Origin of the sequence: Sivoneniella epilithica UHCC 1019, assembly GCF_040830845.1 — a bacterium.
Classification (GTDB): domain Bacteria; phylum Cyanobacteriota; class Cyanobacteriia; order Leptolyngbyales; family Leptolyngbyaceae; genus ULC077BIN1.
This window is the reverse complement of the sequence record NZ_JBFPDP010000002.1, coordinates 94,191-110,695: the sequence shown is the minus strand read 5'-3', so window position 1 is coordinate 110,695 and position 16,505 is coordinate 94,191. Positions and strand designations below refer to the sequence as shown.

At 49.3% G+C, this 16,505-nt stretch carries 13 protein-coding genes; 7 read left to right on the top strand and 6 right to left on the bottom strand.

What is annotated here, in order from left to right; translation table 11 throughout:
- Positions 1–57 precede the first annotated feature (57 nt).
- Positions 58–1,680 carry an ArnT family glycosyltransferase gene (locus AB3R30_RS02080; protein ID WP_458647479.1) on the bottom strand — a complete coding sequence of 541 codons (1,623 nt, stop codon included), beginning with the start codon at positions 1,678–1,680 and terminating at the stop codon, positions 58–60.
- A 19-nt stretch (positions 1,681–1,699) separates the two neighbouring features.
- Complete coding sequence (locus AB3R30_RS02075; protein WP_458647478.1) at positions 1,700–2,194, bottom strand: MgtC/SapB family protein; 495 nt, start codon at positions 2,192–2,194, stop codon at positions 1,700–1,702.
- Between the two features lie 288 nt (positions 2,195–2,482).
- Here AB3R30_RS02075 and AB3R30_RS02070 point away from each other — a divergent pair, with 288 nt between their 5' ends.
- Positions 2,483–3,370 (top strand): ABC transporter permease, encoded by an 888-nt coding sequence (locus AB3R30_RS02070; RefSeq protein ID WP_458647477.1) that lies wholly within the window; start codon positions 2,483–2,485, stop codon positions 3,368–3,370.
- Between the two features lie 12 nt (positions 3,371–3,382).
- Here AB3R30_RS02070 and AB3R30_RS02065 read toward each other — a convergent pair whose 3' ends face one another.
- Positions 3,383–4,057 (bottom strand): DUF4230 domain-containing protein, encoded by a 675-nt coding sequence (locus AB3R30_RS02065; protein ID WP_458647476.1) that lies wholly within the window; start codon positions 4,055–4,057, stop codon positions 3,383–3,385.
- Positions 4,058–4,248: 191 nt separating this feature from the next.
- Here AB3R30_RS02065 and AB3R30_RS02060 point away from each other — a divergent pair, with 191 nt between their 5' ends.
- From AB3R30_RS02060 to hppD, 3 genes are all read left to right on the top strand, one after another.
- On the top strand, positions 4,249–4,461 hold the full coding sequence (locus AB3R30_RS02060; RefSeq protein ID WP_458647475.1) for a hypothetical protein: 213 nt from the start codon (positions 4,249–4,251) through the stop codon (positions 4,459–4,461).
- 157 nt (positions 4,462–4,618) lie between these two features.
- Positions 4,619–6,895, top strand: a complete 2,277-nt coding sequence (locus tag AB3R30_RS02055; RefSeq protein WP_458647474.1) for a PBP1A family penicillin-binding protein — start codon at positions 4,619–4,621, stop codon at positions 6,893–6,895.
- Positions 6,896–7,233: 338 nt separating this feature from the next.
- The gene (gene hppD, locus AB3R30_RS02050; RefSeq protein WP_458647473.1) at positions 7,234–8,415 is read left to right on the top strand and encodes a 4-hydroxyphenylpyruvate dioxygenase; all 1,182 of its coding nucleotides are present in this window, start codon (positions 7,234–7,236) and stop codon (positions 8,413–8,415) included.
- Here the strand turns inward: hppD and AB3R30_RS02045 are convergent.
- Complete coding sequence (locus AB3R30_RS02045; RefSeq protein WP_458647472.1) at positions 8,380–9,000, bottom strand: CPP1-like family protein; 621 nt, start codon at positions 8,998–9,000, stop codon at positions 8,380–8,382. The genes hppD and AB3R30_RS02045 overlap by 36 nt on opposite strands.
- A gap of 444 nt (positions 9,001–9,444) precedes the next feature.
- Here AB3R30_RS02045 and AB3R30_RS02040 point away from each other — a divergent pair, with 444 nt between their 5' ends.
- On the top strand, positions 9,445–10,170 hold the full coding sequence (locus AB3R30_RS02040) for a response regulator transcription factor (protein WP_458647471.1): 726 nt from the start codon (positions 9,445–9,447) through the stop codon (positions 10,168–10,170).
- Positions 10,171–10,209: 39 nt separating this feature from the next.
- Here AB3R30_RS02040 and AB3R30_RS02035 read toward each other — a convergent pair whose 3' ends face one another.
- On the bottom strand, positions 10,210–10,836 hold the full coding sequence (locus AB3R30_RS02035) for a hypothetical protein (protein ID WP_458647470.1): 627 nt from the start codon (positions 10,834–10,836) through the stop codon (positions 10,210–10,212).
- Positions 10,837–11,010: 174 nt separating this feature from the next.
- Here AB3R30_RS02035 and AB3R30_RS02030 point away from each other — a divergent pair, with 174 nt between their 5' ends.
- Both AB3R30_RS02030 and AB3R30_RS02025 read left to right on the top strand, forming a co-directional pair.
- Complete coding sequence (locus tag AB3R30_RS02030; RefSeq protein WP_458647469.1) at positions 11,011–11,406, top strand: hypothetical protein; 396 nt, start codon at positions 11,011–11,013, stop codon at positions 11,404–11,406.
- 98 nt (positions 11,407–11,504) lie between these two features.
- Positions 11,505–13,997, top strand: a complete 2,493-nt coding sequence (locus tag AB3R30_RS02025) for an endonuclease MutS2 (RefSeq protein ID WP_458647596.1) — start codon at positions 11,505–11,507, stop codon at positions 13,995–13,997.
- A gap of 29 nt (positions 13,998–14,026) precedes the next feature.
- Here the strand turns inward: AB3R30_RS02025 and AB3R30_RS02020 are convergent, their stop codons facing one another.
- Positions 14,027–16,456 carry a transglycosylase domain-containing protein gene (locus AB3R30_RS02020; RefSeq protein WP_458647468.1) on the bottom strand — a complete coding sequence of 810 codons (2,430 nt, stop codon included), beginning with the start codon at positions 16,454–16,456 and terminating at the stop codon, positions 14,027–14,029.
- Positions 16,457–16,505: the final 49 nt, after the last annotated feature.

The window sequence follows — 16,505 nt, the reverse complement described above, 5'->3', positions numbered from 1 at the left end:
CTCAAAACTCAAAACTCAAAACTCAAAACTCAAAACTCAAAACTCAAAACTCAAAACTCAACTCTTCCCCCTGCGTTTAACTAAAATCCAGTAGTCGATCGCGGCAATTTGTTGAAGCGATTTTAGGTTCAACTTGTCCAAAGTGGGTTGATCAGTTAGCAAATAGGGTGGTGGATCTTGCTGCCAGCGTTGGGCGATCGCGTCTGGAGCAATGGGACTGACCCAGCGATCGCTATAGAAGTTGAGCGAAGGACGACCATAAGGATGGGAGGTGAGGATGGATTCACCTGCGGGAGTATGCTGTTTCAGCATTGCAGCTACGGGTTTCACCGGATATTGCTCTTGGAGTTCCCAGACCCAATAGGGCGACACCATCAGCATCAACAGGGAAATATAGCTCCCCCAAATCAGCACTAAGACAAATTGGGAATCTTGACGCATTGCCAGCACGGTCGCAGAAGTGAGTGTAATGGTTAGCATCATGCTAAGAATGGTGAGAGTGGGAGTGGGATCTAATCCAATGGGGCTAAAGTAAATGCTGAATCCGGCTGCCGCGATCGCCAAAATGCCCAGCAGGATTTTCCAAACTTTAGGATAGGGGCGATTGGTCAACCACCGAAAGCCAAACACATCTGCTGGTTCCCAAATGGTGGCAAGCACAACACCGCCAACCAACGCCACAGCCGGATATAGCGGCAAAATATACCAAGGTAACTTGGTTTGCATCAGCGAGATTGTCAGCAGATAGCCACCTGCCCACGCCAACACCAGCTTTGCCCAACCTAACCCGCGATGTTCCCAGGCTAATCGAAAGCCTTGAGGCAAAAAAATCAACCAAGGTAGCGTGTATTTCAACAGTTCTAGAAGGTAATACCAGGGAGGACCGCTGTTATTTTCGACTGCATTCCAGGCACGGCTAAGGGATTGATTGACCAAATGCGTATCTAAAAAGACTGTTCCATACCGCTGCACCTGTGCCCAATACCAGAGGATGAAAGGCGCAATGCCCAATGCAAGACCGCCCCACAAATAGCCAGAGGTGAGCAGGCGAGGGGTATCCCACAGGATGAAGAGTAAGGCGATCGCGCCCATCAACACACCAATCAGACCTTTGGTTAGGCACATCAGCCCAATCCCAGCGCCTACTCCCAACCCCCAGCGCAAATCGCGCCGCATCCGCAGCAGCGAATAAAACATAACCAGGGAAAAGCTAACGAGCGCTCCATCCAGCATGGCAAGCCGTCCATGGCGCACAAACGGGAGCAGCACCAGCAAAATCAGCGCCGAGAAAATCGCTGGAGTGCGCTTTGGGAAGAGTTCTCGTCCAATGAAATACAAGAGTGGAATAGAGAAAGAGGTAAGGAAGGCACCTGGAAACCGCGCCGTCCACTCATTCACCCCCGAGATCGCATAGCACTGAGCAATCAACCAATGGATCAAGGTCGGTTTGTTTTGGTAAGGCAGATTGCCAAGGGTGGGATAAAGCCAAGTGAAAGATGTTGCCTCGGTGGGGTTTGTTTGCGCCCACCAGATATCTTTTGCCACCTGCGCCACAATGCCCTCATCCCAGTCGCGCAACGGCACACCACCCAAGCCCACCATAAAGAGCAGTACGGCTGCCAGCCAAAGCGCGATCGCCCATCCCCAATCGATTCGATGCTTTGCTAATAAACGTTCCACCTTATGCCAAACCCATTAGTTACTCTTTACTCTTCTTTATTCTTTGACGCAGCGTTAACCCACCCTCTCCTCGCTTTTCTCCAAGCAACACCGCTAAGGTCATACTCGTTCCGATTAAGCAAATCTGCCACAACCCACACGCGGCTAAAGCTCCCAATGCTGCCGTTACCCAAATGGAAGCGGCTGAGGTCAATCCATAGACGTGGGGCTTTCCAGAGTCGCGATGCTGCTGCACAATTTCGCCAGCCCCTAAAAAGCCAATGCCTGTAGCAATCCCTTGAATTGCCCGACTGATGCTATCGGGGGTTGCTGAGGATGAAAGTGAGAGTGGCACCATGATAAAGAGAGCCGTTCCTAAGCTAACTAAAGCATGAGTTCTTAGTCCTGCGGCTTTTCCAGAGCTTTGTCGCTCCCAGCCGATCGCGCCCCCTGACACCAGTGAGATCGTCAATCTCAAGGTGAATTCCATCCAATCTTCTGGGTGAAAACCCGCCACAGGTATCAAGGGTGTCATTTACAAAACAAGGGTATAAAAATAGAGCTTGCGATCGCGGAGGCTTCAACTAGGAAAAATAAAAATACAAGTACCCTAGTGTAGCGAAGTGGACAATTTCCTGGATCGAAAGAATAAACTAACCTAATTGAGTGACTAGACCTCTTGCTCAGATAAGGCTGAGTCCTTCCAACTCTTGATAATTACGCTTTAGAAAACGACTTGGTATAAGCTTGGCTTGACGGTGTTTTCTGGCTTCAGCACTTTAAGCGACGGTTTACCTTCATTCCTTCTTATTTTCAGTTTTTCATGGCTCTGAATTCAGCGATCGCTCGTTTCTTCAAACCAGTCAATCCAGCAAGTCTATCGTTGCGGCTGACTCAGATTGGCTTGCTAATGACCTTGTTTTTTCTGGCGCTGGCACTGCTGGCTCCACTGCTGCAAGGGATTGGCTGGCTACAAGATCCCACCGAGTTTTTAGATAATGCGCCCCAGCAAGCGCCATCTTGGCAGCATTGGTTTGGCACCACGCAACTTGGCTACGACGTTTTTTCGCGAACCGTGTTTGGCACTCAGGCAGCATGGCAAGTGTTGATTTTGGCAACGCTGCTGGGATTAGTAATTGGCATTCCCCTAGGGATGGTCAGCGGCTACTTGGGCGGCAACCTAGATCGGCTGCTGCTGTTTCTCATGGACACAATCTACACGCTGCCCGGATTGCTACTGTCGGTGACGCTGGCGTTTGTGGTGGGGCGCGGGGTGTTGAATGCCGCGATCGCCCTCAGTATCGCCTACATTCCCCAGTACTATCGGCTGGTTCGCAATCAAACGGTTGCCGTCAAAAACGAACTGTTTATAGAAGCAGCGCAGGCAATGGGCGCGTCCACGGGGCACATCTTGACTCGCTACCTATTTCTTAATGTCGTCCAAAGTGTTCCAGTGCTGTTTACGCTCAACGCGGCAGATGCCATCTTAATCTTAGGCGGCTTAGGCTTCCTCGGTTTGGGGTTGCCAGAAGAAACGCCAGAGTGGGGCTATGACCTAAAGCAGGCGTTAGATGGACTGTCCACGGGTGGCATTTGGTGGACAACGCTGTTTCCCGGTTTAGCCATGACGCTCATGGTCATCGGGCTATCTCTCTTGGGCGAAGGCTTAAGCGACTTGATCAATCCCCTATCCAATCGGGATCAAGAGTAAATTGTGAACCTTTCAACCGTCTGTGGAAATGGTGCTATTGGCAGGATGACTTGAACAATTGCCTTCGGATGGCAACTGAGCCTTCACAATAATTTCTGTGTAGCCTCTATCCATGAGAACTTGGCTGAGCATCTGTTCAACTGTTTTTTGAACGCGATCGCCCGCAGTCTGCATTAACCAGTTTCGACACGCGGCGGCTTCAACTTTTTTGAGCGCTTCTCGTTGAGCCTGAGATTGTAGCTTGACGGCTTCATTGCCCTGCCTGCTCAGAAAACTTCCGTCGTATGAATAGACGCTGGAATGATCTAAATCAAGAGTGCTACCCAGAATTTTAAGCGGAGGTAAAGTCACGACAATTTTTTTACCTTCAACCTGCACATCGTCTGCGTGAAACTCACTCAAATCGATGCCAACCCGCACATTTCCATGGGCAATGTAAAGCAGTTTGCTCTCACCCAAAAAGCCTTTATCACTCACTGGGACTACCGCATCCATTTCAAATAGCGCCGTAGTCAATTCACTCACATCTTTGACCTGACGAACAATCAGCGAACTGGTGTCAGCCGCTAGAGGCACTCCACGAACCAACTGGGAAAATAGCCACAAGACCGCTAGAACCAAAATTAAAATAATTCCTGCTAATAATTTGGTCGTTAAACTTGAATCTTTTAGTGAGCTAGTGACCATGGTTGTTCCCTATTGAAATTTAAATCCTACGAGTTCTATTCAGATGTATATCAACTGATCACACTTATTTGCATATTTGCAGAGGTTCATTCGCTCAAATGTTCCCTATGATTAGGACTGACGCCTCCCCCAGGTTTGGCGAAGCTTAACTATAGTTATACGAGAGGACCTAACATTCTTGGGGAGGCAGAATGGATTCCACCGAGCTACAGGCAGTGTCTCAATCAGTAGAGATGGCAGCAGATGGTGAGGATTGGGCACCTCTAGCGCCGCCTACAGACTTGATTTTTGATGATGGAGAGCCGTTGGAAAGTAATCGCCACCGCATTGCCATGAATGTCTTGATTCGCTCGGTTAAACACCAGTCACAGGCATCGCGCCTTGTGGTGCAGCCGTTAAAATAAATCAGAAAATTACCGAAATCTGTGCCTATAGAATTGATTCTTCCTTATAAAATACTCGTGCGATCGCAACACCTTTCCTTCACCGTCGCCACATCTCCGTAGGAGATGCTACGCGAACGTCACTCGTTATTCGTCATTTCCCTTTATCCCCACTTCCATGTCTTCAACTCCGCCCACTCGCCCACCCAAAACCTTTCTGGGAAACCTGACGCAAGCGGTACAAGCTCGAACTCAGGTACTTTTCACTAAACTAAAACTCAGCCCGAATGCAAGAGTGCCGGAGCTTTGGATTCAGGAAGCGGATGCAGTTAATGCTGAAGTATTTCCGCTGCTGGGCGATCGCCATCTGTTAGGGCGCAGTTCCAAATTCTGCGATATTGTCATTCGGAACCCGGTCGTCAGTCAGGTTCACCTGTCCCTGAATCGAGAAAAGCCACCGCCGGGATTTTTGGGCTATTTTTGGCGATCGCCCTTCGTCATGCAGGATGAAAACTCCACCAACGGCATTTTTCGCGGTAAACGAAGAGTGCGATCGATGGTGTTGCGTCATGGCGATACCTACACGTTAGGACCAGCGGAACTGGCGGATGGAGTCCGCATAAAATTTAACGACCCGCCGCCGTGGTTTGTCAAAGGCTTTCGCTACGGGGTTTATGCTTTGGGGGGATTCTCTGCCGTAGCTGTTGTCGCCGTTTTAATCGAATGGCAAAAATTTGACGTTACGCCGTTGCCCAACTCAGTGCAAGGTCCAGTCATGATCTACGCCCGTGATGGCGAAACACCGCTAAGTTCGCCGATCACCCGCACTCATGGCGAAATGAAAGGGTTAAACGAATTTTCGCCTTACTTGTCTAAAGCGATCATTGCGTCAGAGGATTCGCGGTTTTATTGGCATATGGGCGTTGATCCAGTTGGGGTAGTGCGCGCATTGGTGGCAAATCTGCGCGGTGGCACCATTCGAGAAGGAGCCAGCACCCTCACGCAGCAGTTAGCTCGCAGCATTTTCCGGGGCTATGTGGGCACGGATGATACGGCTGCACGGAAGTTGCGAGAAGCGGCTGTCGCTCTCAAGCTAGAAACTTTTTATAACAAAGATTTTTTGTTGCTGACTTACTTAAACCGGGTGTATATGGGCAGTGGAGCCTACGGATTTGAGGATGCGGCACAGTTCTATCTGGGTAAATCGGCTAAAGATGTGACCCTTTCAGAAGCGGCGATGCTGGTGGGCATTTTGCCTGCACCCAATCGCTACAACCCCGTGCGAGATTACGAAAAGGCGATCGCCCAGCGAAATGGGGTGCTGCAACGAATGCAAGAATTGGGCATGGTCAGCAGCGAGGAAGCGCAACGGGCAAGGCGATCGCGCATTGAAGTCAACCCAAAAGCGAAAGAAGAACTGGACAGTATCCGTGCGCCTTACTACCACGATCAGGTCTATGCCGATTTGGAAAAACTATTGGGGGTGGAAGTTGCCAAGGAGGGAAATTTTATTGTTGAAACAGGGATGGATTTTGAGATCCAGGAGCAGGCAGAAGCAGCGTTACGTAATACGGTAAATTCCACGGGAGCCAATTCTGGGTTTTCCCAGGGAGCAATTGTGACGCTGGATGCTAAGACGGGGGAAGTGCTAGCGTTAGTAGGTGGCGTGGATTATAAAAAAAGCCAGTTCAATCGCGCTACCCAAGCACTCCGTCAGCCTGGTTCTACCTTTAAAGTATTTGCTTATACAGCAGCACTCCAGCAAGGTATATCTCCAGGAGCGGCTTTTTCCTGTGCGCCGCTGAATTGGGAAGGGCAATATTTTGATGGCTGTCGCTCCGGGGGCGGCAGTATGGATATGTATAGCGGGGTTGCCCAATCGGAAAATGCGATCGCCCTCCGAGTTGCCCAAGAAACCGGGTTAAATCGAGTCGTGCAAACTGCCAAGCGGATGGGCATTCAATCCAATTTGAAGGCAGTTCCGGGCTTAGTGCTAGGGCAAAGTGAAGTCAGCGTAATTGAGATGACTGGAGCGTTTAGTGTCTTCGCCGATCGCGGTATTCGCAACTACCCCCGCACGATTCGCCGGGTTTTGGATGCTGGAGACTGTCCTAATCGCAAAAATCTTAAAACCTGTCGGGTGATTTATGCCTTTAACCAAGATTCGGAGCAAAATCAGCCTGTGATTCAGCCCGAAGTAGCTGACACGATGACAACTTTGTTGCAAGGCGCGGTACAAAGTGGCACTGGCAGAAACGCCGCGATTGGGCTGGGAGCCGCCGGAAAAACAGGCACCACCAACGACAATGTGGATTTGTGGTTTATCGGCTTTCTGCCCACCCAAGGCTTAGTCACAGGCGTGTGGCTCGGCAATGACGACAACACCCCTACCAATGGGAGCAGCGCCCAAGCTGCCCAACTCTGGGGCACTTACATGAGCCGGATTAGTCAGTAAGGAGGCAGAGGCAGGAAGAAATTACGAATGGCGAGTTATGAATGGCGAGTTATGAATGGCGAGTTATGAATGGCGAGTTATGAATGGCGAGTTATGAATGGCGAGTTACGAATAGCGAGTTATAAAGCATTCAAAGCGAAGGGGAAACGCTATCAAGCCTATACTGTTCGCCATCCGCCATTCGCCATCCGCCATTCGCCATTCGACGCTCTGTACCCGAAACCTGAAACCTGAAACTCGAAATCCGCCTAAATTAAGTCCGCAGAGACACCCAAAAAGTCTGATATAAAGGCAAAATGAACAGTTGGAAAGGCTGATTGCCCAGTTACGGGAATGTTATGAATGTTGACCATGTGTGTTTTTGTGTAGAAGATTCTAAGGCGTTATCAGATTGGTTTGTTAACTACTTAAAATTTCGGGCGATCGCAAGTGGAATTTGGCAAGAAACCGCGATCGAAGTATTAAATTCTGGCTCCATTTATTTTGTAATATGTTCCCCTTTAACTCGCGATAGTGCGGCTGCTCGTTTCTTACAACAGCATCCCCCCGGTGTCTCCAATATTGCCTTTTGCGTGCCAGTGATTGAAACTGCGATCGCCCAAGCCGTGAGCCAAGGGGTTCCCCTCCTTCAGCCGATTCATACCGAGCAACAAGCCGCAGGTATTCTCAAGTGGGCAGAAATTCCAGCGTGGGGCAACCTCACCCATACTTTTATCAAACGCCGGGGAATCACGTCTTTATTGCCACAATGCACCAGTTCAGCCAACCTGCACACAATTCAAATTGATGCGAACGAACCATCGGGTATCAAAAATACAACCGACCCAATTCAATTTTTGGGAATTGATCATATCGTCCTCAATGTTGCCAAAGGTGAACTAGATGCTGCGGTTCAGTGGTACGAAAAAGTATTAGGATTGCAGCCTAATCAAAAATTTGCGATTCAAACGGAATATTCAGGATTGTGTAGTCAAGTGATGCGCCATCCCTTGGGCAATGTGCAGATTCCAATTAACGAACCCTCTTCTGTTAATTCGCAAATTCAGGAGTTTTTAACAATTAATCGCGGCTCTGGCATTCAACATATTGCCCTTGAAACGGTGGACTTAATTCATGCGATCGCCCATCTCCGACAGGCAGGCTTACCTTTAATTTCAATTCCCCCTACCTACTACACTCAACTTCAAGCGCAGTCTGAATGTCCCTTGTCAGAAGCCACTTTAAATCGGCTTGCCAGCCAGCAAATTTTAGTAGATTGGCAGCCCAACTCTAAAGAAACAGCCGCCCTTTTGCAAATTTTTACTCAACCAATTTTCGCTCAGCCCACTTTTTTCTTTGAACTGATCGAGCGACAACCTTGCCTAATTTCTGGGCAAAGCCAACGTGCCCAAGGGTTTGGAGAAGGCAACTTTCAGGCATTGTTTGAGGCAATTGAACGAGAGCAAATCAAGCGTGGCAATCTGCCCCTCTTAGTGCAGGAAACTTTAGCGCAAGAAACTGCTAATCAGCCAAAACCCTAAAAATGTCAGCACACTTGCAAAGGTATCGATCGCAATTCCAATGGGTAGATTGACAAACAATCCAGCGACAAAACCATAAGTAAAACTGCCTAACAGTAAGCCAAGCAGTAACCCAACAAAAGTCAGCAAAACAGCGCGCCCTAACTTACGCTCTTTGCGATAGAGAAAATAAAAGGTAGAGCCAACTCCACCAATTAGCGCAATTTGAACGGCGGTTGGTGCAAAGATCACTAACGCACTTAGCCCAACCGTAACTCCTAAAGGGCGTAAAATATCTGCCCGTGAAGGAGTGTCAACTAGGCGCTGCATCCATGCTGGCGAATTTTTAGGCAAATCAACTTTTGGCGTAAAAGGCGGCTCAGCCAATTTTTCAGGAAAACGGATGCGATCGGGCACCTTGATTTTTCCCTCCTGTCGCAAACGCAGGCGATCCATCAGCACCGCATCATAAGCGATGTCAATTTTCCGAAGTTGCTCTTCATTCCCCTCATATTCGGCACGCAAACGGCTTTTGGCAGCCTGAATGTCTTCAAAGCTAGAGCCTTCCGTAACCCTAAGCTGTTCGTACGGGTTTTGCTCAGTCATACCATTACTCCACATCCTTCTCCGGCTACCTTAGAGCCTATCCGAAAAACGAGGATAGTTACAAATCTGCATTATTGGTAAATAATTTATTGAAACAGTAATTTGGGTAAAGTGGTCAGATTTTCCGGAAAAAGAAGAATTGTTGGGCACCTTATGTAAAGGTGGGGCATACTGATTCTGGAGTAAATAGCTTCTAATAAACAATCTCATCCAAAATCCTATCCAAATCAGCGGTGTGTTGGATTGAACCTAAAGAAATAGTTGCTTAATGCCAAAACGCTTTTTTGTTCACTGGTTAGCGCTCAACAATTGTCTAAAATGTTGGTTACAAACTGATGATTTCAGTGCAATTGGTTTAATTCAGTTCTTAGACTAGCGCTGTTGCCCTTAGCGCCAGCCTCAAAAGTTGAAATTTATTTTACCCGTCTTTACGAACGCAAGGTTATGAATATGGCCCCTGCCAAAATCCTCGTAGTTGATGATGATCCTGCAATTCGGAATTTGATTCACCGCTTTTTGACAAAGCAGGACTACCAAATGGAGTCTGCCGAAGACGGTAAGAGCGCAATGATTGCGTTTGAACAGTTCAATCCAGATCTGGTGATTTTAGATATCAACTTGCCAGATGCAAACGGTTATGCGCTTTGCAAGGAAATGCAAGGGCGAACCAGCGTGTTTGTACTGTTGTTAACCAGTCGAACGGATGAAGGGGATGTCATTCGAGGGTTTGATCAAGGTGCTGATGATTACATCACTAAACCGTTTAGCTTAGGTGAACTAGGCGTTCGGGTGGGAGCAATTTTAAGACGACAACGCACGGTTACTACAGGCGAGCAGCAATTACTCACCTTTGAAAAGCTGGTGATTGATCCAGTGCGGCGTGAAGTGAAATTGGCTGGAGAGTTTGTGCCCCTTACGGCGTTGGAGTTTGATCTGCTTTATTTTCTGGCAAAAAATCCGGGACGTGTATGGCGACGGGCTGAACTGATTCAGGAGGTTTGGGATTATGAGTATGTGGGCGATCAGCGGGTGGTTGATGTCCATATTGGGCAGATTCGTAAGAAAATTGAAATTGATACGAGTCAACCGGCACTCATTCAAACCGTTCGGGGGGTTGGATACAAGTTTGAAGCTCCTATAGATGGCGATCGCACGAATGGGTCTGTCTAAGTCGCTTTTTTACTTTAGCCATTGGGCAGAAAATAGCCATTAGTTAGGAATCTGCACGGCTCCAGCTTGACAATCGCGTAACCATCGTCGAATCACCTGTGCAGTTAGCTCTTGGGTGGTGTCTCGCATGGGGCTGACAGATTGCTCTTGGGTAGGATAGGAGCCTTTACGGGAATACAGTATGGCGACTTGCCAGCCTGATGTTGCAGTATGGGCGAGAAACAGCCAGTGATAGGACTGGGATGTAATAGGCTTTTTAGTGTCATAGCTCCGTTCTAAGACGGTGAAGAATACTTGATGTAAGCCGCCCTGTTTTGGATCGATCGCGCTACTGGACACAACGGGTAACGGGACGATGTTTGGCTGAGTAACGGCGATCGCGTAGGTGGGAAACTGGTTGTTCCGCTGGTGGCTGAGACGGTTGATGTAGCTGGGTAAGTCGCGCAGGAGTGCGTTTGTCAGCGGTTCTAATTCCGTTGGACAGGCAGCAGGTGGACGAATGGGTGCTGTTTTTCGAGGGTGAGGTTGGGCGGTGGGCAATGGCTTACCCTGGGCAATACCCTGTTGAGCGAAGCTATTGCTCAAGATGAAAGCGATCGCTCCACAAAGGCACTGGCACCAAAAATATTGATACCAAGAATACTGGCATCGAAACGGATTCGCCATCACAAAACTTTTTGAAGGAGCATATTTTACTGATCAAGTTGTCTGATCAAGTTATCGTGTTGTGGCTTAAGCCAGTTTATACAGGCAAAGAAGATAAGCATTGAGGAATGGGCGATCGCAAAGTGACAATTCACCCGATACTAAGTCTATACGCTTGAAAATACGCCTAGACCCATGCAGTTTGAGTTTGTTCCGGTTGAGCAGTTTTATTTTGCCCTTACTTTAGCAGTCAGAACCTTAGAAGAGTTACCTACTCCGGGCTTAGCTGAAATCGTTGGTAGTCGTCTAAAACAACAATATGGACAATCGTCTACGATCGCTGCTGCCACCCAAAATACCTACAGCTACGTGTTTAAGGTGAAGGACATCGATAATAGCCCAAATTCTGGCTTAATTGTGACGATCGCCGATTGGCAAGGTAGCTTACGCATTAGCAGTGATTACGGTTGGGCGTTAGATGGCGAACGGAAGCCTGTTCGGACTGAAAAGTTTAGCCAACGCCCAGAATTTGCTCAACAGGTGCAGCAATACATTCAAGAGTGGTTAAACCTGTCGCTAGTAGACGGGTAGGAATGGCGAGGATTGCAAAAGTTGACTGCTAGCAACGCATTCCGCCCCTCTCTTTCCGCTACGGCTTTACAATGGAAAAGAACTCCACATCTGGGACATTGATTCAAACAGAGACGCTTGAGTTGTTAGAATGGTCGCGGCTTTGCCAGCACCTTTCAACGTTTGCTGCTACAAAACTGGGCGCGATCGCGGCACGACAGTTAAAAATTCCGGCTCAATTAGAAGAAGCACTCACGTTACAGACCCAAACACGAGAAGTTTATGACTTGGAAAGCCGCACCAGTGGGCTAAGTTTTGATGGAATTGGAGACATTGGGGATGCGTTGGAACGAGCAGCCCTGCAAGGAAGTTTGGCGGGTAAGGAACTACTGGCGATCGCCACGACTCTAGCGGGCGCGCGCAACCTGCGTCGGGTGATTGATCATTATCCCGAACTTGAGGTTTTGAATGCACTGGTGCAAGACCTGCGAACCTACCCTGAAATCGAGCAAGACATCCATCACTGCATTGATGATCATGGCGAGGTGATGGATCGGGCAAGCCAAAAACTGGCAGGTATTCGCGAACAGCTACGTCAGGTGCGCGATCGCGTTTACAGTCTGCTACACAGCATTTTGCAGCGGAAAGCCGGAGCGGTTCAAGAATCGGTAATCACCCAACGTGCCGGACGTTTTGTCATCCCCGTGAAAGCCCCTCAAAAGGATGCTATTCCGGGGATTGTGCATGATGCGTCTACCAGTGGCGCAACGCTTTATATTGAGCCGCACCAAACGGTGAATCTAAATAACCAATTGCGCCAGCTTCAGCGCCAAGAGGAAACCGAGGAAGAAGCCATACGGCGATCGCTGACCGAAAAAGTGGCGGCTGTGAAGCCAGATTTGGAAAGGCTGTTGGCGATCGCAACGACGCTTGATCTGGCGGCGGCTCGTGCCCGGTATAGCCTGTGGCTGGGTGCCAATCCACCTCGATTTATTGCCCCATCCGAATCCATCACGCTTCGGAGTCTCCGCCATCCCTTACTGATTTGGCAACAGCAACATGAGCAAGGCAACCCCGTCGTGCCCATTGATCTGGTCATGCAGCCCCACTTGCGGGTGATTGCGATTACTGGACCCAATACTGGTGGCAAAACCGTAACCCTCAAAACGATTGGCATGGCAATGCTGATGGCAAAAGTTGGGCTATTTGTGCCTGCCCGTGAACCGGTGGAATTGCCCTGGTTTGATCAAATTTTGGCAGATATCGGCGATGAACAATCCTTGCAGCAAAGCCTCTCCACTTTTTCAGGTCACATTCGGCGCATCAGTCGCATTTTGGCAGCGTTGGCAGAACAGGGAGCAGGGAGCAGGGAGCAGGGAATAGGGAATAGGGAACAGGGAATAGGGGATAGGGAACAGGAGTGTGATCAACAACTTCACTCGCCACTCGCCACTCGCCACTCACCACTTTCTTTGGTCTTACTCGATGAAGTGGGGGCTGGAACCGATCCGTCTGAGGGAAGCGCGTTGGCGATCGCGCTACTGAAATATTTGGCAGATCATGCAGCGTTGACAATTGCCACAACTCATTTTGGGGAGTTGAAGGCGCTCAAATATCAGGATGCACGGTTTGAGAACGCATCGGTGGAGTTTGATGATGTCTCTTTGTCGCCTACCTATCGGCTGCTCTGGGGCATTCCGGGGCGATCGAATGCGTTGACGATCGCCCAACGGTTGGGATTGGACAGCGAGATTATTGAGCAGGCAAAAACTTATGTGGGCGGAGCTTCTCAAGAAATTAATGAGGTGATTGCAGGCTTAGAAGCTCAACGGCGGCGGCAGGAAACAAAATCCCATGAAGCTGAAGAGTTATTGAAACAGACAGAACGGCTATACAAAGAAGTCTCTCAGAAGGCGGCATCGCTACAGGATCGGGAGCGATCGCTGCAAGTTGCTCAAGAACAGGCAGTGCAGGCGGCGATCTCTGAAGCAAAACATGAGGTTGCCCAGGTGATTCGTCATCTGCAAAAAGGACCAACGGCGCAAGCGGCGCAGCAGGCAACGGATTCACTCAATCAATTGGGTGAGCAACATGTACCGTCCCGCCAAGTAAAACCTCAGCCAAAAGCAGGGTTTCAGCCAAAAGTGGGAGATCGCATTCGGATTCCGCGCTTAGATCAAACTGCTGAAGTGTTGACGGCTCCAAACGATGCCAGTGAATTAACGGTTCGTTTCGGGCTAATGAAGATGACGGTGGCTCTAGCTGACATTGAATCTTTAGATGGCGAGAAACCCATTCAAGCAGAGAAATCAGCCGCTAAAAATAAACCCGACCCCCAACCCCCAACCCCTAACCCCCAACCCGCCCCTGCAATTCGCACCTCTCATAACACGCTGGATATTCGCGGTAGTCGGGTTGCCGATGCTGAACCCGCGATCGATAGAGCCATCTCTGGATCTCAAACAGCGCTATGGATTATCCATGGTCACGGCACTGGCAAACTGCGTCAGGGAGTGCAGGCATTTTTACAGCAGCATCCCCTCGTCGATCGCTATGAACTGGCTAGCCGTGAAGATGGCGGAGCAGGCGTAACCATTGCCTACTTGAAATAGCAAGAATAGCAAGAATAGAAGTAGCAAGACTAGTTAGCAGGCGGTGCAACTGGTTCGCTGACTGGTGGCGGCGGCGGCTCTGCTGGCACTGGCGCAGGGTCTACTGCGGGTGGCGGTGCTGGAGCCTCAGTCACAGGAGGATCGGGGGCAGGGACAGCAGGAGCCTGATAGCTTGGCTCAGCAGGAGCCGATTCATAAGAACGGGATGGCTCAGACTCGCCGCTGCTTGAAGAACCTGAACCATAAGACTCTGATGAACCGCTAGAGCCACTAGAACCATTGGAGTTACTAGGACTGGAGCCATCGTAGCCAGAGGAACTCCCGGAGCCATCCTCTGGATCATAAAACCCTGATTTTGCTGAATTGGGGCGAACTGGCTTCGCTTTAATGCTGCCTTTTCTGCCTTCTAAGTTGGGCATCTCTGGAAATTTCTCAACTTTCATGCCTTTTGTTGCAGACACCATAAAGTTATGCCAAAGTTCTGCGGCTGTAGCGCTTGCACTTCCTGTCGGCTGGTTATCGTCGTTGCCCAGCCATACGCCTGCAACCAACTGGGGAATATAGCCAATAAACCAGAGATCGCGAGCATTTTCAGAGGTTCCGGTTTTTCCGGCAACGGGACGATCTAAGGCGGCGGGTTGCCCGGTGCCACTGCTAATCACGCCTCGCAGCATCCAGGTAATAATGGCAACGCTGCCTGGATCAACGACTGGTTTTGGCTTGAACTTAGCATCATAAATAACTCGACCTTTGCGATCGAAGATCCGGCGAATGGCGTGAGCTTCAATAAATTTCCCTTTGTTTGCCAAGGTTGCATAGGCGTTGGTTATTTCTAACAAATTCACTTCTGAAGATCCGAGTGCCAAGGAGTATGCAGGCAACAGCTTAGATTTAATTCCCATGGCTTTTGCCATTTTGATTGTGGGTTCAAATCCCACATCAATCAGCACTTTTACCGCAATGACATTAACGGATTGGGCGATCGCATCTCGCATTGACATCCAACCCGCATGTTTACGATTAGCGTTTTTCGGCTTATAGCCATCCACCATATAGGTCGCATCCAAATAGCCATCATTAGGCGAAAAACCTGCGGCTAAAGCTGTCGTATAAACAATGGTTTTGAAGGAAGAGCCAGGTTGACGTTGCGCCTGAGTTGCCCGATTAAACTGACTTTTTTTATAATCATCGCCGCCCACCATCGCGCGAATTTCCCCCGTCTTGGGGTCAATCACCACCATTGCCGCTTGTCCAAAACCTTCATAAGGTCCAATATTTTTGATTGCACCTAAGATGACGCTGTCTGCTTTCTTTTGCCACTGTGGTTTCAGGGTGGTGTCTACGGTTAAGCCGCCTTCTTCTAAAACTTCTTTAGAAACATACTTGGGCAATTGCTGCTGAACATAGGTTGTGAAGTAGGGCGTATCACTATAGATTTTTTTCGGCGTACTGGGCTTAATCGTCAGTTGTTCTGCTTTGGCGGCACTGGCTTCGGCTTCAGTAATGTAACCTGCTTCCACCATACGTTCCAGCACAATGTCGCGGCGTTCTTGAGCAGCTTGCAGATTCACCAAAGGCGAGTAGGCACTCGGCGCAGGGGGCAATCCGGCGATCGTGGCGGTTTCTGCTAAGGTTAATTGATCGACCGACTTACCAAAAAAGACCCAGGCAGCATCACCCACGCCATAGGCACCTGAGCCTAAATACACCAGGTTTAAATAGCGCTCTAGGATCATCTCTTTTGAGAGTTCTCGATTGATTTTTTGAGCCATCATGGCTTCTTGCAGTTTGCGCTTGAAGCTCTGCTCTTGGTTTAAGTAAACAATTCGGGCTAACTGCTGAGTAATGGTGCTAGCCCCTTCTACCACGTCTCGCGCCACTACATTTTTGGCGATCGCCCGTCCAATAGATAGAAGATCAATACCGCTGTGCTGGTAAAAACGACGATCCTCTGATGCAACAAATGCCTGGATCACAATTTCGGGTAATTGATGATATGTCAGCTTTTGGCGGGTTGCAGGTCCTTGCTGCTGCAAGATAGTCCCGTCTGCTGCTTTGATCGTCAACGTGCCGCGCCGCACAAACTTTGGAATATCTGCCGTGCTGGGTAAAGTGCGGTCTAAAGACCAGTAGCCCCAAGCTAAACCGCCACCCGCCGCCAACCCCAAAAGACCGAACCAAAGGCGCTTATAGCGATAAATCGACCGATCTTTGTAGGACAGCTTAGTAACCGCCGTTGCCTTTTCAACAATTAATGGCAGTTTGAGCGCCGATGAAAGTTTTTGTAAAGGAGACTGGTTTCCAGAAGGGGGAGCCGATTCAAGCTCATGCTCCTGTGCATCCCGATCCTGTGCATCGTTGGAGGCTGGCGGCACGTTTTTTGAACCGCCATTTTCTGGCGCTTGAGCGTTACCATTCTTATCCGACAAGCTTTTCAGCTTTGAGATGAAATCGCCCACTAAAACCTCACCACCACGGAACGGCTGCCAAATGTTGCTGATTCAACGG